The organism is Pseudoalteromonas sp. SaAl2, assembly GCF_052947895.1.
The window spans coordinates 1349854-1369273 of sequence record NZ_CM129605.1; the positions used below are offsets into that span (position 1 = coordinate 1349854).

At 39.5% G+C, this 19420-nt stretch carries 14 protein-coding genes and 4 pseudogenes; 6 read left to right on the forward strand and 12 right to left on the reverse strand.

Annotation, left to right across the window (positions count from 1 at the left end):
* The first annotated feature begins 98 nt into the window (after positions 1 to 98).
* From ACU8V8_RS06660 to secF, 3 genes and pseudogenes are all read left to right on the forward strand, one after another.
* The gene (locus tag ACU8V8_RS06660) at positions 99 to 569 is read left to right on the forward strand and encodes a hypothetical protein (protein WP_446889216.1); all 471 of its coding nucleotides are present in this window, start codon (positions 99 to 101) and stop codon (positions 567 to 569) included.
* Positions 570 to 659: 90 nt separating this feature from the next.
* A pseudogene (gene secD / locus ACU8V8_RS06665) lies at positions 660 to 2502 on the forward strand (protein translocase subunit SecD).
* Positions 2499 to 3416 carry a protein translocase subunit SecF gene (secF, locus tag ACU8V8_RS06670; RefSeq protein WP_446889217.1) on the forward strand — a complete coding sequence of 306 codons (918 nt, stop codon included), beginning with the start codon at positions 2499 to 2501 and terminating at the stop codon, positions 3414 to 3416. The pseudogene secD and the gene secF overlap by 4 nt, the downstream one beginning before the upstream one ends.
* A gap of 70 nt (positions 3417 to 3486) precedes the next feature.
* Here secF and ttcA read toward each other — a convergent pair.
* The 11 genes and pseudogenes from ttcA to ccoN all read right to left on the reverse strand — a co-directional run bounded on the left by ttcA (position 3487) and on the right by ccoN (position 13396).
* Positions 3487 to 4394, reverse strand: a pseudogene (ttcA, locus tag ACU8V8_RS06675) (tRNA 2-thiocytidine(32) synthetase TtcA).
* Between the two features lie 87 nt (positions 4395 to 4481).
* Entirely contained in the window at positions 4482 to 5405 is a 924-nt protein-coding gene (uspE, locus tag ACU8V8_RS06680; protein ID WP_446889218.1) for a universal stress protein UspE, read from the reverse strand.
* 91 nt (positions 5406 to 5496) lie between these two features.
* Positions 5497 to 6231 (reverse strand): FNR family transcription factor, encoded by a 735-nt coding sequence (locus ACU8V8_RS06685; RefSeq protein ID WP_446889219.1) that lies wholly within the window; start codon positions 6229 to 6231, stop codon positions 5497 to 5499.
* 36 nt (positions 6232 to 6267) lie between these two features.
* The gene (locus ACU8V8_RS06690) at positions 6268 to 6939 is read right to left on the reverse strand and encodes a sulfite exporter TauE/SafE family protein (protein WP_446889220.1); all 672 of its coding nucleotides are present in this window, start codon (positions 6937 to 6939) and stop codon (positions 6268 to 6270) included.
* Positions 6932 to 7099 (reverse strand): cbb3-type cytochrome oxidase assembly protein CcoS, encoded by a 168-nt coding sequence (gene ccoS / locus ACU8V8_RS06695; RefSeq protein WP_087534515.1) that lies wholly within the window; start codon positions 7097 to 7099, stop codon positions 6932 to 6934. Before ccoS ends, ACU8V8_RS06690 begins: the two co-directional genes overlap by 8 nt.
* Positions 7096 to 9472: pseudogene (locus ACU8V8_RS06700) on the reverse strand (heavy metal translocating P-type ATPase). The gene ccoS and the pseudogene ACU8V8_RS06700 overlap by 4 nt, the downstream one beginning before the upstream one ends.
* A gap of 9 nt (positions 9473 to 9481) precedes the next feature.
* Positions 9482 to 9973, reverse strand: coding sequence for a FixH family protein (locus ACU8V8_RS06705; RefSeq protein ID WP_421959380.1), 492 nt, complete (start codon positions 9971 to 9973; stop codon positions 9482 to 9484).
* A gap of 147 nt (positions 9974 to 10120) precedes the next feature.
* Positions 10121 to 11068 (reverse strand): cytochrome-c oxidase, cbb3-type subunit III, encoded by a 948-nt coding sequence (ccoP, locus tag ACU8V8_RS06710; protein WP_446889602.1) that lies wholly within the window; start codon positions 11066 to 11068, stop codon positions 10121 to 10123.
* A gap of 15 nt (positions 11069 to 11083) precedes the next feature.
* Positions 11084 to 11269, reverse strand: coding sequence for a cbb3-type cytochrome oxidase subunit 3 (locus ACU8V8_RS06715; RefSeq protein ID WP_087534511.1), 186 nt, complete (start codon positions 11267 to 11269; stop codon positions 11084 to 11086).
* Between the two features lie 6 nt (positions 11270 to 11275).
* Positions 11276 to 11950 carry a cytochrome-c oxidase, cbb3-type subunit II gene (gene ccoO, locus ACU8V8_RS06720; RefSeq protein WP_087534510.1) on the reverse strand — a complete coding sequence of 225 codons (675 nt, stop codon included), beginning with the start codon at positions 11948 to 11950 and terminating at the stop codon, positions 11276 to 11278.
* 12 nt (positions 11951 to 11962) lie between these two features.
* Positions 11963 to 13396 carry a cytochrome-c oxidase, cbb3-type subunit I gene (ccoN, locus tag ACU8V8_RS06725; protein WP_446889221.1) on the reverse strand — a complete coding sequence of 478 codons (1434 nt, stop codon included), beginning with the start codon at positions 13394 to 13396 and terminating at the stop codon, positions 11963 to 11965.
* A 342-nt stretch (positions 13397 to 13738) separates the two neighbouring features.
* On the opposite strand from ccoN, the gene ACU8V8_RS06730 reads away from it, so the two are divergent.
* The 3 genes and pseudogenes from ACU8V8_RS06730 (at position 13739) to ACU8V8_RS06740 (ending at position 18918) form a co-directional block, all read left to right on the forward strand.
* The gene (locus ACU8V8_RS06730) at positions 13739 to 14116 is read left to right on the forward strand and encodes a hypothetical protein (RefSeq protein WP_446889222.1); all 378 of its coding nucleotides are present in this window, start codon (positions 13739 to 13741) and stop codon (positions 14114 to 14116) included.
* Positions 14117 to 14733: 617 nt separating this feature from the next.
* A complete protein-coding gene (locus tag ACU8V8_RS06735) occupies positions 14734 to 17451 on the forward strand; it encodes a TonB-dependent receptor (RefSeq protein WP_087534507.1) in 2718 nt (905 codons plus the stop codon).
* Between the two features lie 110 nt (positions 17452 to 17561).
* Positions 17562 to 18918: pseudogene (locus tag ACU8V8_RS06740) on the forward strand (hypothetical protein).
* Between the two features lie 29 nt (positions 18919 to 18947).
* On the opposite strand, the gene ACU8V8_RS06745 reads toward ACU8V8_RS06740, so the two are convergent.
* Positions 18948 to 19406, reverse strand: a complete 459-nt coding sequence (locus tag ACU8V8_RS06745) for a GNAT family N-acetyltransferase (protein ID WP_446889223.1) — start codon at positions 19404 to 19406, stop codon at positions 18948 to 18950.
* Positions 19407 to 19420 lie beyond the last annotated feature (14 nt).

The following is a 19420-nucleotide window of genomic DNA, read 5'->3' on the forward strand; positions in this document are numbered from 1 at the left end:
GATGTTGCCATTGAAATTTTATATTGCGGTTTAATTAATCATTGAATTATTTCAAATTGCCCCAATAAATATGCTTACTGATATTAATAGATTATAAAATGATTCGCTTTCGGCTAATTTTTTCTGTGTTGTTACTTGTTGTTGCATTTTTTAGTGCGCAAAGCAATGCTGCGGGAGCTGATAAAGCAAATTGGGTTCAATCTTTTGCTGCTCATGAGTCCCTTATAGACTTGAATAGTGAGCACAGCATAAAAATACAATTATTTGATAAGGCTGAATCAGTTAAACATGTTTCTCATGAGCAAAATTCCTCTGGTTTTGAGCCAACTTACTTTCGTTTAGTTGTTAGTAATTCATCTTTATTTTTAAATCAGGTTCAAGTTGAACCCAATTACACCCCTGTCTTTGAGTTTTTTACTCCAAGTCTTGCTAAAGAACTGTTTTTACAGCCTTTAGAGCCGCCAATTAGACAACCTTGGTATATCGCTTATGAAGGGAAAAAAACACGCTTAAGTGGTTGGAAAGACGCTAACTTGCTTTATCGAGCCATAAATACTTACCACAGTTAACTCCTTCGTTAATTTAAAACCTAAACCAATTAAAAATTAATGTGTCTAATAGGCATGAATCAACGCTATGCGTTGGTTTAAAGGAAAGTTATGTTTAAAAAAAGTTCGAAAAAACCGTTGTGGCAACGGCTTAAAATTAGCTATGTGGCAATGTTTATGGCACTGATGCTATTAGCTATCAGTGCGTTACCTAATTTATACCCCGCTAAATCTTGGCTGCATATCCAAATGCAAGATAGTCAAATTACAGTGCAAGTAGACAAGCAAAAAGATGTTATCGCGTTTCTTAATCAGCATGGTTTTCTAGTTGCGAAATCTATTGAAGAGCCACAATTGAATGGTGGTTTCGTTAAATATCTTACTTAACACGCCTAGTAAAAGTGCGGCAGCACAACAGGCATTAAAAGCCGCATTTAGCTCACTTGAGACTAAGATTGTGACTCATCAAACAAGTCCCTCATGGGTCCAAGGACTTGGACTTGCTCCTATCAAACTAGGGTTAGATTTAAATGGCGGAGTGCTATTTGTGTTAGACGTCGACCTTGATAAAGCACAGCAAGAGCTGCTTGATAGTGCATTTGAGCAAACCAAAACCATTATTCGGGAACAAAAAGCGCGAGGAGTCAGAGTGCAAAAAAATGACGCCGGATTTGAACTGCATGCACTTGATAACTCCCTCACGAGTTTGCAAACAGTTAAAGATGAAGTTTTAGCACGTTTTGCCCGTTTGCAAGCAACGAGTCATAATCAAGGAAGTATGACATCAATGGCATTTAGCTTCAGCGAGAGCGGAGTCAGTTCATTTACAAAAGAAGTGATGAGCCAAACACTCACAACGCTCAGAGGCCGTATTGAAGAGCTAGGCATTACCGAAGCGGTCACTCAGCGCCAAGGTAAGCAACGTATTCGCATTGAGTTGCCTGGTGTGCAAGACCCTGCAGAAGCAAAGCGTATAATTGGTGCGACAGCGTCTTTAGATTTTTATCAATTAAAAGAAGTGGGTGGCAAACCATTTAAGCACAAAGACGGCGGAATAATTAATTTAGATCCAGTGGCAATTTTTTCAGGGCAGCATATTAATAATGCTCAATCCGGACGAGATGAGTGGGGAAAACCATTAGTTCAATTAAGTTTAGATAGCCAAGGTGGTGAGGCTATGTCTGCGTTCTCAAAACGCAATATCGGCAAACCGATGGCAACTGTGTACTCAGAGTATTACCAAAATGAGCAGGGTGAGATTGTAAAAAATAGCGAAGTCATCAATGTAGCCAATATTATTCAGCATTTGAGTAGTCGGTTTAGTATTACCAATATGCAAAGTGCACAAGCAGCTCAGGATTTAGCCTTGTTGTTACGTGCAGGGTCATTAACCGCGCCGGTTACTATAGTTCAAGAACAAACCATTGGGCCAAGCTTAGGGGCTGATAACATAACCAATGGCTTAGCAGCCTTAATGCTTGGCATGGGAATTACACTCGCTTTTATGGCGCTGTGGTACCGTCGTTTAGGCTTGATTGCAAATATAGCGTTATTGCTAAACTTAACGGCCCTTGTCGGTTTAATGTCGTTACTACCAGGTGTTGTATTAACACTGCCAGGAATAGCAGGCTTAGTACTAACTATTGGTATGGCGGTCGATACTAATGTGATTATTTTCGAGCGTATCAAAGAGGAGCGCCGTAAAGGTAGAGCACCTTATCAAGCCATTGAACAAGGATATAACCAAGCATTTAGCACTATTTTCGATGCCAACATAACCACTATGATCACTGCAATTATTTTATACAGCATAGGGTATGGGCCTATTAAAGGGTTTGCTATTACGTTAGCGCTTGGGCTTATAACTAGTGTGTTTACAGGCGTGTATGTTTCAAAAGCATTAAGCCAATCTTTGTACTTAAAACTGGCAGATAGACAAGGAGCAAGCGCATGAAAATCAATCGTGGCTGGCTAAAAAATGGTTCACAGATGCGTTTTGCAGGCTTGGTGTTTTCACTATTGTTAATAATTATTTCAACATTTGGCATTGCCAGTAAAGGGCTTAATTTTGGCCTCGATTTTACTGGGGGCTATTTAACAGAATTTACGACAAGTACGCCACTGACACTAAGTCAGTTGAGCAGTAAAATTGATGCCTCAGGATTGGATAATTACACTGTGACTGCACAATCGGCTCAGCATTTTCAACTAAGAGAAAGTGAGCAGCATAATTTTTGGTTAGATACACTTGAGCAAAACGAGGATTTTTCAGTGAATGTTTTATCCTCTTCTTATTTAGGCTCGCAAGTAGGTGATGAATTGTTTGAACAAGGTTGCTTAGCTTTGTTTGCGGCTATGATTGCGGTAATGTTGTATTTAGCTATGCGGTTTGAGTGGCGTTTAGCGCTGGGAGCTGTGGTCGCATTGTTACACGATATTATTATTGTGGTAGGGCTATTTGCTTGGTTACAGCTTGAGTTTAATTTAACAGTGCTTGCAAGCTTACTCGCCATAATCGGTTACTCCCTTAATGATTCTATAATTGTAGGAGACAGAGTCAGAGAGTTATTGCGCATTGAAGCTGCGCAGAACCATACGGTAGATAAAGTGATAAATAATGCGATTAGTAGCACATTAACGCGAACGTTAATTACCTCAGGTACAACACTTGCCACTGTTGCCAGCGTTTGGTTATTAGCTGGAGCACCACTTCAAGGATTTTCAATTGCATTATTTACGGGGATAGTTGTTGGCACGCTATCATCAATTTGTATCGCTGCGACGCTACCTCAATTTTTAGGCTTAAGTGCTGAAAATTATAAAGTAAAGCTGGATGAGAAAAGCCAAGAACTAATGGATATGCCTTAAATAAAGTACAACAAATGCCGCGAATAACGCGGCATTTTTAATATAATTATTTAAAATAAAACGGGGGTAATTAACTTAAGTTGATAGTGACCACATCAGCAGTCTCTTGCTCAGGTTCTGTGCTGGGCTGTTTAGGAATATCAGGCTTGTCTAAGGCAATATCACCGCCATCGATTACATCACCGGTTTGCAAGTGGGCAAAATCAAACAATTCATTGTCAGCTAGGTGAGATGGCACCACGTTTTGCATTGCAGTAAATATGCTTTCAATGCGCCCAGGATGATCTTTATTCCACTGAGCAAGCATGGCTTTTGTGTGCTTACGTTGTAAGTTCTCTTGTGAGCCACATAAATTGCACGGAATGATCGGGTATGCTTGGTGTATAGCATACTGTTCAATATCAGCTTCTTTGCAGTAGGCAAGAGGACGAATAACCATATGTTCGCCGTTATCACTCATTAATTTAGCAGGCATGCTTTTTAATTTACCGCCGTAAAACATATTTAAGAATAAGGTTTCTATCATGTCGTCACGGTGATGACCAAGTGCTATCTTAGTGGCGCCTAGTTCTTTTGCGGTGCGGTATAAAATACCGCGGCGCAGGCGAGAGCATAATGAACAGGTTGTTTTGCCTTCAGGGATTATATCGGTAACAATACTGTAGGTATCTTCTTCGACAATTTTGTATTCTACGTCTTGAGTATCTAAATACTCAGGCAATACATGCTCTGGGAATCCGGGTTGTTTTTGATCAAGGTTGACAACAAAAGATCAAACTTAATCGGAGCAACACGCTGTAAGTGCTTCAGCATCTCTAAAAGGGTATAGCTGTCTTTTCCCCCTGATAAACACACCATGATGCGGTCGCCTTCTTCAATCATATTGAAGTCCATCACTGCTTGACCAGTTTGGCGGCGTAAGCGCTTTTGTAACTTATTGAAGTTAAATTGAGCTTTGGCTTGAACAGAATGCGACATTACGGCCCCTTGAGATACTATACGTAAAAATAAGGGGCGTATTATATGCTGAAAATGGCAATGCTCAAAACTTATTTATTGGCTAATTTACTTTGCCAATGGAGAGATATAACCATCAGGCTTTAATGCCAACACATCGCAATCTAAGCTGTCTATTACATGCTCTGCGGTATTGCCAACTAAGGCTGCGCTTAATCCTGTGCGGCCAACAGTACCAATAACCACTAGCTCACTGTTTAAACGTGCGGCAACATCTGGGATCACGTCTTCAGGTAAACCTTCTTCAATCGCACAGTTCTGATGAGCGATTTGATGCTTATCAGCTAACTCATAGGTAGATTCTAAGTGATGCTTTTTCACTGATTCGTTATAAACACTTGGGTTAAACTCAGGAATTTCTATAGCAATATTAACAGGTGTTGCAGGGTAGGCATTCACAAGGTTTAACTTAGCATTGGCAAGCTCACATAAAAATTGTGCATCTTTTATAATACGATTATTTAATGCTAGATGCTGCTCGTTTTCGCTGACCGCGTTCACAGCAGCTAAAATATTTCCTTGTGCTGGCCATGCATGTTCTTTGACTAATAATACTGGGGCAGGGCACTTACGAATTAAGTGCCAATCTGTTGGTGTAAAAATGACTGATTTAAGAGTGTCATGTTGGTGGGTGCCTTTGACAACTAAATCAAAACCTTGATTAATTACTGTATCAATAATGGCTTCGTAAGTGCGGTTGTGCCACATCACTTGGCTGTTAATTTCTAAATCAGGGTATTGCGCGAGTATTTCATCAAGCCAAGCTTGGCGATCTTTTACGACAGCGTTTCGCATAGCTTCGCGTTCGTCAGACGAAAGCATCGTGGTCATTTCATACGAGAAATCGTAAATACTCATAAATGCAGTGATACTAGCGCCTGATTTTTTAGCTAAATCAATTGAGCGAGATAGACCATGCTGCGAATCAGCAGTGGGGTCAATTACGGCAAGAATTTGTTTAATGGTATTCATGAGCTGCTCCTTTAACTACTTTATATACAGTGTAACGTATTATGTGCGTAGTTAAAGGTGTAGCTAAAGAAGAGTTGTTTTAGATCAAAGTTTATTTAGTGTAAATTGCGGCAGCTTCGCGCAAACCATCGCTATTCAAAATAGTAATGAATTTACCTTCAACTTTTATCAATCCAGCTTTTTGAAAGCGGCTAAGTAAGCGACTGATTGTTTCAACGGTAAGGCCTAAATAATTACCGATTTCACCCCGGGTCATAGTAAACCTGAATTCTTTACGAGAAAATCCTCGTTCGCCAAACCGGTTGGATAAATTATGTATAAAGCTAGCAAGGCGCTCTTCTGCTGATTTTTTATTGAGCAGTAGTAGCATTTCTTGATCATAATTTATTTCATTGCTCATTAAACGCATTATTTGTTGGCGCAGCTTAGGTAATTTACCAGAGAGCTCATCGAGTGTATCAAACGGAATCTCACAGACCATTGATGTCTCAAGAGCTTGGGAGAAGCTTTGATGTTGCATTTTATTTATAGCATCAAAGCCGACTAAATCTCCGGCTAAGTGAAAACCAGTAATTTGTTCATCGCCTTGTTCAGATAACGTGTATGATTTAAATGAACCAGAGCGCACAGCAAAAATAGCATTTAAAGACGCACCAGATTCAAATAAATAGTCGCCTTTATGTAAGGGCTTTTTACGCTCAATGATTTCATCAAGTTTATCCATTTCTTGGCCATTAAGGGTAAATGGTAAGCATAGTTGGCTGATGCTGCAGTCGTTACAGCTAATTGTGCAGTTGCTTTTTGCTTTATTGTGAGATAAATCCATCAGTTAAATCCATTAAAGTGCGTATTTTTAGTTAGACTAATGCACTAATTTGTCAGTTGCAATAATAAGTAAGTATATACCGTACCATATAAGTATACTGCCCATAGCCACGCGTGCCCATGGGTGATTGAGAAATTTATGTAAAACTTGTGCGCCCATACCAATACTTAACATGGAAGGAAAAGTACCCAGCGCAAAAAATAGCATTACTAAGGCACCATCTATTGCGGTTTTGCTAGTCATTGCCCATGTCAGTGCTGAGTAGACTAAACCACAAGGTAACCAGCCCCAAAGTGCACCGTAAGCTGCGGCTTTTGGCAATGAGTTTATTGGCATTATGAAACGATTTAGTTTAACTAAGTGTTGCCAAACAAGTGTTTTACCAAGTGATTCGAGCCACTGTAAACTCATCCCTAAGCGCATAACATATAGCCCCACAAGCAACATGAACAGACCACTTAAAAATGCTAATAGCATGGAAAACCAGTGGCTTTGGCTTGCAAAATGGCTACTGATCCCAGCTACAAGCGCCCCTGCTAGCATATAGCTTGTTGCACGGCCTAAATTATATGATACCGAGTAAGCAAAGGGCCGCGTTTTATCTGTTGCCAATTGTAAAGAGCTGGCAATCCCTCCGCACATAGCAATACAGTGGCCGCTACCAATTAACCCCATAACGAATGCACTAATAAAAAGAGGATCAATCATTACTTTTTTTGTGTTGCTCTTTATCGTCTTCAAACAAGATACTGTGGCCCTGTTTGTTTAGATCTGAAAATTGCTCTCCTCGTACAGCCCAAAAGAACACCGCTATGGCGATAATAACAAACAAAATAGCAATCGGGATCAAGATATAAATTATACTCATAACTTTAATAACCTCAGGGAGTTAGTTATAACAATGATTGAACTGGCAGACATGCCAATCACTGCCATCCAAGGAGCAACTAGGCCCATTGCAGCAAGCGGTAAAATTGACCCATTATAAAGTAATGAAATGGCTAAATTTTGTTTAATAATACGGCGTGTTTTTTTCGATACACTAAGCAAATGCGAAATAGCTGCTAAATCACTGTTAAGTAATACCACATCGGCCGTGTTTTTGGAAATATCAGCACCAGTCTCCATGGCGATAGATAAATGCGCACTGTTAAAAACAGGGCTGTCGTTTACGCCATCACCAACCATAGCGACGATTTCACCTTGAGCAGACCAAGTCTCAACTTGCTTTTGTTTATCTTGAGGTAAACAGCCCGTTGTAAAGCTATCGAGATTTAGCTTTTTGGCTATCTTCTGCCCTGCATTTGAAGCATCTCCAGTTAACATGTGGCAGCTTAAACCTTGGCCTTTTAATGATGAAATTAAGCCCCTGCGCATTTTGTTTTACTTCATCAACAAAATAAAAATGTGCAACGGGTTGCTCATCAATATAAAAAGTTGCTTGGGCATTGGTTTTTTTAGAGTCAAACCATCCACTTTTACCAATGGCATAGCGGTGGCTTTCATCTGTACCTGTAATACCTAACCCTGGATGCACTTTGATATCTTCAAGGTGACGGTTTTGGGGAGTAAACTGAGCAAACGCTGAAGCGATAGGGTGCTCAGAGTAACTTTCCAGCTGGGCAGCCAACGCTAATATATCTACCTTACTGATATTTTTTGCAAGTATATCCACCGCATCGAGACTAAAGCGTCCTTGTGTCAAAGTGCCTGTTTTATCAAACGCAACGCGTGTCAACTGCGGCAAAGTTTCAAGCACATGGGCTTGTTTGATTAAAATCCCCTTACGTGTGAGTGTGGCAACAGCACAGGTTAACGCTGTTGGAATCGCTAAACTTAGCGCACACGGGCAAGTGGCTACAAGAACAGATATCGTTATCCAAAAAGCATGCTCTGGGTCAACTTGATACCAGCCAACTGCTGTTATCGATGCAAATATTAGCAAGCATGCCACAAACCACTGAGCTACTTTATCAGTAATTTCTACAAGTTTGGGGCGAGTCGCAAGGGCGCTGTGTTGTAACTTTATAATTTGGTTCAATAAGGTGTTTTGACCAAGCTTATTAATGCGAATTTCAATAACACCGTCGTGATTCACGGTGCCTGCAAACACTTGATGTTCAATGTACTTATTTACGGGGAGGTGTTCGCCTGTCATCATTGACTCATCAACACTCGTGGTTCCAGCTGATACAATACCATCCGCTGGAATTGTTTCGCCTGCCTTTATTAGTACTCGGTCATCTAATTTAAGCTTTTTAGCCGCGATAATCTGCTCATTACCTTGCTCATCTAAGATACGGGCGGTTAAAGGTAGTAGCTTTTGTAAGTTTGCGGTGAACTCACTGGCTTTAAGGCGTGCTCTAAATTCTAAGTATTTACCTAATAAAAGTAAGAAGGTAAACATACAAATTGATTCAAAGTAAACCTCGCCTACAGCCATAATAGTTGCATAGCAACTTGCACCATAGGCTCCAAAAATAGCTAAGGAAACAGGTAAATCCATGTTTAGCTGTTTGGCTTTAAGGCCATTTATAGCATTGGTTAAAAATGGCAGAGCACTGTATAAAATAACCGGTGACGCAAGGATTAAACTGATCCAGCGAAAATACTGTTCAAAGTTTTCTTCCATGCCAGAGAACATACCAAAGTACATAGCAAAGGCAAACATCATCACTTGCATGGTCATAAGGCCAGCGACACCTAAACGGCGAATATAGGCTTTTGCAGTTTGTTGCTTTTGACTTGCTTCGATATCGGCTTGAAATGGGTATGCTTTGTAGCCGATTTCAAGAAGAGATTTAATTATTTCACTAAGAGGGAGGGCATCTTTATGCCATTGGATCATGGCGCGGTTAGTTGAAGTATTTACATCAACACGTTTTACAGCAGGCATGTTTAATAATTGTTTTTCGATAAGCCATGCACATGCCGCACAGGTAATACCTTCAACTGTTAATAAAACTTCACTGATATCATTGGTTTGTGAAATAAATTCTTCTTGGATGTCCGGGTTATCATAACTTTCAACAAGCTTTAACTGCTCAGGCACAAGTTGTTCTACTTTACCTGCACGCACGGTTCTAAATTTATAGTAATCAGTCATGCCTTGAGCAACTATTGTTTCGGCGACAGTCTGACAGCCAATGCAACACATAGGTTCAGGGATACCGTCTATTTCAACGGTAGCATTAAACCCAGTTGGTACACTTTCAAGGCAATGAAAGCAGTTTTTTGACATGATAAATTACTACTTATATTCCGGATTTATCGCAATACTTTGCTCATTTGGCAACGTAATATTTTCTTTTAACTTCCAGCTAGCGTCGATTGGCTCAATAAATACGGTGTAAGTGCCTTCGCTGTAAGGGTCAATGATTGCGGTAAATTCGCCGTTCGCATTTGGTGTTAAGTGCGCGCTAAAATCATGCTCACCAATGGTACGGTGATAAAAAGACATTTTTAACGAATGAATGTTACTGGTGTCACCTTTATTAAATTTAAAGCTAACTTTGTCGTGCTCTACGGTTAAATCACCATGTAAGTATAACGCTTTGGCTTTATCGAATTTACTTAATTCTAAATTGATCGCTTTGCCTTTTTTATAGTAGTCATCAACAACCATATCAGGGCCATTTCCTATAGCTGTAATTAATAACGAAATACAACCAATAATGGCAACCAGTGGAAAAAAGATTAAAAACCAAGGCCAGAAATTTTTATACCAAGGAGTAGGTTTCATAAAAGCACTTAATTAGTTTGTGATAGAGACATTTTATAGGATTTGATATAAAAAGACTAAAAAAAGCCTCCTGATGGAGGCTTTTTTGATCTTAATTAATCTATTGATATAAAAGATTAAAGTTTAAACGTTTTATTAACATTTTGCTTATTTATCTTGCGATAAACTGTAAACATAGGCTGTTAATAAGTGTACTTTCTCTTCACCTAAAATATCTTTCCAAGCAGGCATTACACCAGCGCGGCCGTTAACAAGTGTTTCTTCAACAGCACGTTGAGAACCACCATATAACCAGATGTTATCAGTTAAATCAGGTGCACCAAATGGTAAGTTATGAGCAACAGAGCCTTTACCATCAGCACCGTGACACGCTGCACACATAGCAAATTTTGCTGCACCCGCGCTTGCGTCTTTTTGGTTAACAGTACGGCCAGACAAACTTAGGACATGGGCAGTCATTTCTTTAATGCCTTGATCACCTAATGCAGCTCCCCATGGTGGCATTGCTGCAATACGACCGTATAAAAGAGTTTCTTTTATTTTGTCAGGTGTACCGCCATATAACCAGTCTTTATCAGTTAGATTAGGGAAACCTTGACCACCACGTGCATCAGAACCGTGACATTGTGAACAGTTTTGCGCGAATAAACGTTGACCAATTTCAAGCGCTTTTTCATCTTTAACTAATGTTTCAATGTTTTGTTTAGCAAAACCTTCAAAGATAGGGCCAAAGCGTTCATCTGCAGCTTCATACTCTTTATCAAGCTTAACAAATTCACCATTGGCTTTCGCTTCTTCAATTGCTTTTTTAGATTCAGCTAAAGATGTCACACCTTGGTTAGAGCTGGTCCATTTAGCTAAGCCTTCCCAGTTACCTAAACCAGGGTAAGCTGCTAAATAGTAAACTGACCATACGAATGTTGCGAAGAACATGTAAGTCCACCATTTTGGTAGTGGATTGTTTAATTCTTCAATGCCATCAAATTCATGGCCACAGCTTTCACCTTCTTTAACACCGGCGTAGTTTTTTAAATTCCACACTAGTAAGCCAAAAATGATAAATAAGCATGCAAGGGTTAATACAATAACCCAAATACTCCAAAAAGCTAGTCATTTCTCAGACCCCTTTTCCTCATTAGAGAGTGTTTTGTTGTGTTTGCTCTCATCTTCAAAGATGGCATTAGCCGCGTCTTTAAAACGCGTTTTGCTACGTTTGCTATATGCCCACACAACAATCACAATAAACAATACTAAAATTACCAGAGTTAAAATGCCTCTGTATGTTCCGTAATCCATAATTAATTACTTCAAATGTGTGCCAAGTTGTTGCAGATAGGCGATAAGGGCTTGCATTTCTGTTGCACCTTTACCGTCATTCATTGCATCAACTTTAGCAATATCAGCGATTAGTTCTTCGTCACTACCGTAACCTAAACCAGGGTGAGCTGGGTTTTGTGGGTTGATAGCAAACGTATCACGGAAAATTTTAAGTTTTTTAAGAGTCAGGCTTGTATCAACACGATTCTCATCTAACCAAGGAAACGCTGGCATATTAGACTCAGGAACCACTGCACGTGGGTCCATTAAGTGGGCATAATGCCAATCATCTGAGTAACGCTTACCTACACGGGCAAGATCAGGACCAGTACGTTTGGAACCCCATAAAAAAGGGTGATCCCATACTGATTCGCCGGCTACAGAATAGTGACCATAACGCTCAACTTCATCACGAAAAGGGCGAATCATTTGTGAGTGACAGTTAGAACAGCCTTCACGTACGTATATATCTCGACCTTCCATTTCAAGTGCGTTTAGCGGACGTAAGCCATCTACAGGTTTTGTTGTATCGTCTTGGAACATTAGAGGAGTGATTTCTACTAATGCACCAAAGCTGATAGCAAAAACAGTCAATATAGCCATTAGGCCGATATTCTTTTCGACTATTTCGTGTTTATTTTGTGAATTTTTATTGCTCATCATCTCACTCCATTATGCTAACTGGGCTTGCGCGTCTAATTTCAACGAATCATTTTTCGCTGTAATTGTACGGTAAACGTTATAAGCCATAACTAGCATGCCTGCGACGATGAATACACCGCCTAAGAAGCGCATAACATAGAAAGGGTGTGATGCTTGTAGTGACTGAACAAAGCTGTACATTAATGTACCGTCAGTGTTAACAGCACGCCACATTAGGCCTTGCATTACACCTGAAATCCACATAGCAACAATGTAAAGTACTACACCTACTGTATGTAACCAGAAATGGGTGTTAACAAGTTTCACACTGTACATTCGACCTTGTGAGAATAGTGCTGGAATTAGATGGTAGATAGCGCCGATAGAAATCATTGCAACCCAACCTAACGCACCAGAGTGAACGTGACCTACGGTCCAATCAGTGTAGTGAGAAAGTGCGTTTACAGATTTAATTGCCATCATAGGGCCTTCAAAGGTAGACATACCATAGAAAGATAATGAAACAACTAAGAAGCGAAGTACTGGATCAGTACGTAGCTTATGCCATGCACCTGATAGCGTCATAATACCATTGATCATACCGCCCCAAGAAGGAACGAATAAGATGATAGACATCACCATACCTAGACTTTGTGTCCAATCAGGTAGTGCAGTGTAGTGAAGGTGGTGAGGACCAGCCCAAATATAAAGAGACACTAATGCCCAAAAGTGAACAACAGATAAGCGGTATGAATAAACAGGGCGACCAGCTTGCTTTGGTACAAAGTAATACATCATACCCAAGAAGCCAGCAGTTAATAAGAAACCTACAGCATTATGACCATACCACCACTGCACCATTGCATCTACAGCACCTGCGTAGATTGAATATGACTTAGTAAGTGATACAGGTACAGCCATGCTGTTTACAATGTGTAATACTGCAACAGTAATAATAAAACCAGCATAAAACCAGTTAGCAACATAGATATGCGACACTTTACGTTTAGCAATAGTGCCCATAAATACAACTGCATACGTTACCCATACAATCGCGATTAAAATATCGATAGGCCACTCTAGCTCTGCATATTCTTTAGAGCTTGTGATACCTAATGGTAGTGTAATGACTGCCAATACGATAACTAATTGCCAACCCCAAAATGTAAAGGCTGCTAATTTGTCTGAAAGAAGGCGCGTTTGACAAGTACGTTGCACAACATAATACGATGTTGCGAAAAGTGCACTTGTACCAAATGCGAAAATAACTGCGTTCGTATGTAACGGACGAAGTCGAGAGTATGTTAACCATGGTGTATCAAAGTTAAGTGCTGGCCAAGCTAATTGGGCAGCAATCAGAACCCCAATACTCATGCCAACGATGCCCCAAATCACTGTCATAATAGCGAATTGGCGTACAACTTTATAATTGTACTCAGTTTGTGATGCTACTGTTTGGCTCATTTTCTGGCTTCCGCTGCAATATATGCGTTTAGAAATGAATTACCCACTTAATGAAAAGCGGGGCCTACTATTACTCCACAAGTGTGTTATCTAAAACTACCAATACTTGACTGCTTCAGAAAACAAACTCGAGAAACCCTATTTTTTGCGGGGGAAATGATAAAATTTTTGACCTAAAAAAGATAGGTCAATTGCATAAAATTATGACATCAATCAATTTTTATCATGTAGTTGACTATTTTTTGTTACACTTTTTGAAATTAACCCGCTTTTTAACTCTTCGTCGTTGTGTTTATAGTGCGTGCTAATTAGTATTTGCTTTTTATATAATAGGTAACACACATGACTTTTAGCCAGACAATGCTTTTTTTGTCGATAATACTCTGTTTGACTGCATGTAATCCCCAAGCGATTAGTATAGAAGAGCAGCCTGTTGCTGCAAGTTGCCAACCAAATGAACCATGTGATTATTCTAATACAACAAAAATTTGGTTACCTGTAACAGACCTAACACCTGAAACAGCTTTTAAAATCAATTTGTCTATTCCCGAAGGTAGTACAATTATTTCTGCCAAACTAGAGGGCGTGACTATGTATATGGGTTACATCCCTGTTACTTTCGAGGCTGTTGATGATATTTATCAAGCTACTACTATGGTCGGTATTTGTTCTGAAAAAAAACATGAAATGGAAATTACGGCTACAACTGCAAGACTCTGAGGGCAATACACAGCACATAACTTATTTCTTTATTGTTAGGTATTAGAGACGTGACAACTTTAGGTTGCGTTAGTTTCAATCAACCTTCCTTGCTTCTTTACTATATAAAATAGACTCTCAGCTCCTTGCATATTTTTACCTCTATCTGGCAATAAACGGTAATGAATATAGTCATGCCCAGTGTTATATGCCACTAATCTTTTGGAATTTCGATTATTTACGCATTCTTACTGAATAATTATGGTTAGTTTTTAGCAGCGAGTTTTACGGTTTCTATAAAACAGTGTGATCAATATGTGAAAATTTCTGTTTTGGGTATATTTGGTGCTCAGTTACATTAAATTACAAAGTCAGAGTGTTTGATTTCATTCATGTTTTTTATGTGATTTAATGCTCTTACTTTATTGATTTTTATAAGTTTTATAGTGTTAACACTGAAACATCAATTAACGTTTGTTTCTTTTTTAGATCCTAATAAATGCGAGTGGTTATATAGTGTTCTTTCATTCAGTTTTCGTTCAGTTAATTCAGCCTAAGTTGCCCGCCGTTGACTCGTCATTCTAACAAAAACGAGCACTACCTGAATAAGGTACTTTTTCCAACAAGTAGGGTTTCACATGAAAAAATCAATTCTTGGTTTAGCTGTTATTTCAGCAATTCCTATGTTCTCAACAAGTGTTATAGCTGCAGACGAAGCAGCACAATCTATTGAAAAAATCCAGGTAACGGGTTCTCGTATTAAGCGTTCAGACATGGAAAACGCAAGCCCAGTTACTCTTATAGGTGCAGACGACATTAAAGCAATGGGTGCAACAAGCATCGATGGCGTATTACAAAAAATGACTGCCACTGGCGGTGCGATGACTAACCCAGGTATCAATAATGGTTCTGGCGGTAATGCGTCAATTGATTTACGTGGTTTAGGCTCTAATCGGACATTAGTGCTTGTAAATGGCCGCCGTATGATTGCATCGGGCACTGGTGCTGCGTCAACTGTTGACCTTAATACCATCCCTGTATCAATGATTAAATCTGTAGAAGTCCTAAAAGATGGTGCATCTGCTGTCTACGGCACTGATGCTGTAGCAGGTGTTGTAAATATCATCTTAAAAGATGATTTTGAAGGCCTTGATATGAATGTAAATGCTGCTATCACCGGTGAAGGCGACGCATCAGAAAATTCTATCGATTTTACTGTTGGCACGTCTTTCGATAAAGGTAACATCGTAATCGGTATGCAATATACTGACCGTGGTAAGGCAAAACAGTCTGATCGTGACTTCTCAAGCTGTCCAATTGCTGAAGATGCAAATGGCCTAAACTGTAATGGCGGTTCTGTTTACTCTGAAGGCGGTCACATTTGGCAAGACAGCCTTATTGGTGATATAAATGCCGACGGTCAAATAGTTGATGCTGATGGTAATCCAATTACATCAGGTCTTGCTATTGGTGATAATGGCTTAAGTGGTCAAGGTGGTCTTCACCCATTTACTGATTCAGATCGTTATAACTTTGCCCCAGCTAGCTACCTTTACACGCCAATGGAGCGTTTAAACCTAACAGGTATCGCTACATATGAATTAAATGATGATACTAATCTTTTTACTGAATTTACTTACACTAAACGTTGGTCAGAGCAGCAAATGGCTGCACAACCAGTATGGTTTGGTTTTGAATACAATGAAGCGATGGGTGACTCTTTATTAGGGCAAACATATAACAGTAAAGTTGACCGTGACGGTAATGGTATTGCAGATCGTGACTCAAATGGCGACTACATTACTGAAAGCGCAAACTATGCATATGGTGATGATATTTTCTATGGCCGTCGTATGTCTGATACAGGTGCTCGTTATTTTGAACAATCTGTTGATACGGTTCGTGCTGTAATTGGTGCTGAAGGTTTTGTCGGTGATTATTCTTGGGATGTGTCAGCTAACTTCGGTCGTAACGATTCAGTGGATAAACTAAGCAACCTTCATAATATGGGCGCTATTCAAGATCAAATCACTGAAGGTACATTCAACCCGTTAGATCAAGCTGCGTGGACATCAGAAGACTTCCGTAAAAATGTTTATACTGAAGTAAATAATGGTGGTAGCCAATTATTTATTTTAGCAGCCTCTGTATCTGGTGAAATGTTTGAGCTTCCTGCGGGCTATGCTGCATTTGCAGCCGGTGTTGAACGTCGTCAAGAAAAAGCATGGTACACGCCTGATTCATTGACTGCACAAGGTTTAGCGAACGATCCTCCAGTTGAACCTACATCAGGTGGTTTTGATGTAAATGAAGCATATGTAGAATTTGCAATTCCATTACTAGCTGATGCACCATTTGCTCAAAACGTCGAATTAAGCGCTGCAATTCGTGCGTTTGATTACAGCACATTTGGTTCTGATGAAACGTGGAAACTTGGTTTAACTTGGAAAGCTAATGATGAACTAATGTTCCGTAGCGTTGTTTCAACAGCATTCCGTGCTCCAACTGTTTCAGAGCTATACTCTGGTAATTCACCTTCGTTTGAGAATGTTACATACCCAGGTGCTCAAAGCCAAGCAGAAGTAACTGTAGGTGGTAATGATCAATTAACACCTGAAGAAGCAGATACGCTAACTGCTGGTATCGTATATGAGCCAGAGTGGTTTGAAGGCTTCTCAATGACATTAGATTACTATGACATTGAAATTGAAAATGCAATTGTGACAGTTGATAGTCAATACATTGTAGATCAATGTGTAAATAACGCTGCAAATGCTGGCACGGCTTTATGTCAATCTGCATCTGCAACAATTGATAGTACTGGACGTATTATTTTCAATAACCAATTACAAAACATTGGTTCAGAGAAAACATCAGGTTATGATTTAAACCTTGCGTATAGTTTTGAAGCCGCAGGTTTAAATTGGAAAGCTGGACTTGATACAACGTATCTTGATGAATATGTTACACAAGTTACGGGCGAACCAACTGACTACACAGGTGTCATCACATCAGGCTCAGGTGGTTATGCTGAAGTTAAGTCGAACTTTACACTGAATGTTGCTGGTGATAATTGGGATGCGCAGTACCAGGCTCGATATATCTCAGGTATGGATAGCTTTGCATGTATTGATGATCCTGCAAGCTGTTACGCACCTACTACGCCGTCAGTTATTTACCATGACATTAGTGGCTCATATTTAGTTAACGAGACTGTATCTTTATCAGCTGGTGTTAATAACTTGTTTGACAAGCAGCCTCCTTACTACACAGGTAACAACGATTCAAATACAGACCCGTACACATACGATGTACTTGGCCGTCGTTTCTTCGCTGGTGTTAACGTTAAGTTCTAATCAGTAAAAATATTTATTTTTCTTAAGGCCTAGTTTACTAGGCCTTTTTTGTTGAACAATTTTAAATGTGGCAGTAAACTTATTATCAAATAAATTTTTAGGAGAATTGATTGTTAAAACAGGATGAGAACTTATCCTTTATTATCGAACCAGAACTAAGCCCACGCTCAGAACAACGCATTGACCTGTATTTTTCCATCCCAAATGAAATGGGTATAAATCCACAAACGCTCAGTGAAGAAGCATACTTTAATAATCACTTTAAATCCCATCTAGCTTATAACGCGAACAATATTCACTTACCTTTAGTAAGAAGCCGTTTTGTAAGTAAGAATAAAGGCGAACAGCAAGATTATCGACAAAACTTAAACCTTTACTGTTATCAAGTTCGCTTAGCCATCGATACAGATGTTAAAGATGCACTGAAAATTGAGGATACGGATGAGTTTTATCAACGTGCAATTGAATTATCAGAGCTAAGTCAAGGGCTGCTAAAGAAACTTCGCCGCTATACACCCGATAACGAAAAGTTAATTTCTTTTTTATACTAATGCAGACAATTATTTAAGTTGGCAAATTGAGCAGTCGTTTTTAAGGTTACTTGATGAAGGGCCAAGAAGCAGTGACCACGCAAAAGAACGTGGGGACTTATTGAACTTTTGTAAAAGTGAGCAAGCATATCGGCAAGAGCAGCAATATAATTCTGACTCAACCTTAAAAGATGCAAACCGTATTACTAATAAAATGCGTTTACTACAGCGCCTTATAGAACACGGAGTGGTTCTTAATCGTCATACGCGTTATTTGAATAGCTATTTAAAGCGATTGGTAAAAGGAAGTGTGACAGCAGTTATAATGGCATTGGTAATGCTAGTTGTACTGAATGCACGAAGCAGTTTTACCGAAGTAACAGCCACATTGATTGTTATTTTAGGGGCTATTTATGGCATGCGTGAGATTTTTAAAGAAGATATAACGCGAGTTATTTGGCGGACTATTGTAAAAGGGCGGCCGAAATGGCGCTTTCAATTTCGTAACAGTGTGACGAAAGATAAAGTTGCAACGCAATTCATTTGGCTTGAATATACTCGGTTTAAAAAAATCCCTGAAAGTGTACGTAATATATTTTCTAAGCGCCGCCAGCAAAATAAGCTCGCTGCACAATGGTTTCATTTTGCTAGTGAAACGCGAGTTGGGGCTAAAGAGTTCTTACCCGGCTATGACACACTGCAACAAACTCTAAGGTTTAGCCTTGCACCCTTTACTCGTTATCTGAAAAAAGGTGAGGGCAAGCTTTACCATCTTGATAATAGTAAAATCTCTAAGCAGAGTGTTGAACGCAGGTATCAATTGAATGTTGTTGTGGTGTACCAAAACAGGGATCAGGTTAGACATCAGCGCTACAAAATAACGCTTAACCGCAGCAAAATTATTAATATTGAACTGATTTATAGTGAAATAGAGTAATTAGTTTCTTGTCTGGGTGTGTTTCTGAGTTATGTTCTTACCATGTATAAACAATTAGTTAATGGTATTTCACCAGGATAATTTGCAACTGCAAAGCCACACCGAGTATAAGATTTAATCGCGCTTTGATTATCTGCGAAAACGAATAAAGAATACTCTTCTAATTTTAGCTTTTTATGAGCTATTTCACATAATTGCTCAATAAGAATCGGGGCATATCCTTTACCTCGAAGCCTTGGGTTAACTACTAGCCGAGCCAGATGGCACCTTGTTACACGCAGGTAAAATTGCCCAAACCCTAAAAATTCACCCTCAGTTGAGATCAACACTAATGAGTTCAAAGTATTCAGTTGCAAGTCGTCGGTAAATGACGCTATATCAAACGGGAATCTAAAATCTGGCCCAGCCCACTCTCGAAGCGCTTTCTTACTTTCAAACCAGTTTAGCATTTGTACAAGGTGACTTTCCTGCGGGGGAATTAACTGCACAATAACTTTACTCC

What these genes read in the sequence shown, in the direction of transcription:
- ccoS (WP_087534515.1), bottom strand. Translation starts at nt 7,099, where the DNA reads ATGAGTATAATTTATATCTTGATCCCGATTGCTATTTTGTTTGTTATT.
- ACU8V8_RS06660 (WP_446889216.1), top strand. Translation starts at nt 99, where the DNA reads ATGATTCGCTTTCGGCTAATTTTTTCTGTGTTGTTACTTGTTGTTGCA.
- ccoN (WP_446889221.1), bottom strand. Translation starts at nt 13,396, where the DNA reads ATGAGCCAAACAGTAGCATCACAAACTGAGTACAATTATAAAGTTGTA.
- ACU8V8_RS06715 (WP_087534511.1), bottom strand. Translation starts at nt 11,269, where the DNA reads ATGGATTACGGAACATACAGAGGCATTTTAACTCTGGTAATTTTAGTA.
- ACU8V8_RS06685 (WP_446889219.1), bottom strand. Translation starts at nt 6,231, where the DNA reads ATGGATTTATCTCACAATAAAGCAAAAAGCAACTGCACAATTAGCTGT.
- ACU8V8_RS06690 (WP_446889220.1), bottom strand. Translation starts at nt 6,939, where the DNA reads ATGATTGATCCTCTTTTTATTAGTGCATTCGTTATGGGGTTAATTGGT.
- uspE (WP_446889218.1), bottom strand. Translation starts at nt 5,405, where the DNA reads ATGAATACCATTAAACAAATTCTTGCCGTAATTGACCCCACTGCTGAT.
- ccoO (WP_087534510.1), bottom strand. Translation starts at nt 11,950, where the DNA reads ATGAGCAATAAAAATTCACAAAATAAACACGAAATAGTCGAAAAGAAT.
- ACU8V8_RS06735 (WP_087534507.1), top strand. Translation starts at nt 14,734, where the DNA reads ATGAAAAAATCAATTCTTGGTTTAGCTGTTATTTCAGCAATTCCTATG.
- ACU8V8_RS06705 (WP_421959380.1), bottom strand. Translation starts at nt 9,973, where the DNA reads ATGAAACCTACTCCTTGGTATAAAAATTTCTGGCCTTGGTTTTTAATC.
- secF (WP_446889217.1), top strand. Translation starts at nt 2,499, where the DNA reads ATGAAAATCAATCGTGGCTGGCTAAAAAATGGTTCACAGATGCGTTTT.
- ACU8V8_RS06730 (WP_446889222.1), top strand. Translation starts at nt 13,739, where the DNA reads ATGACTTTTAGCCAGACAATGCTTTTTTTGTCGATAATACTCTGTTTG.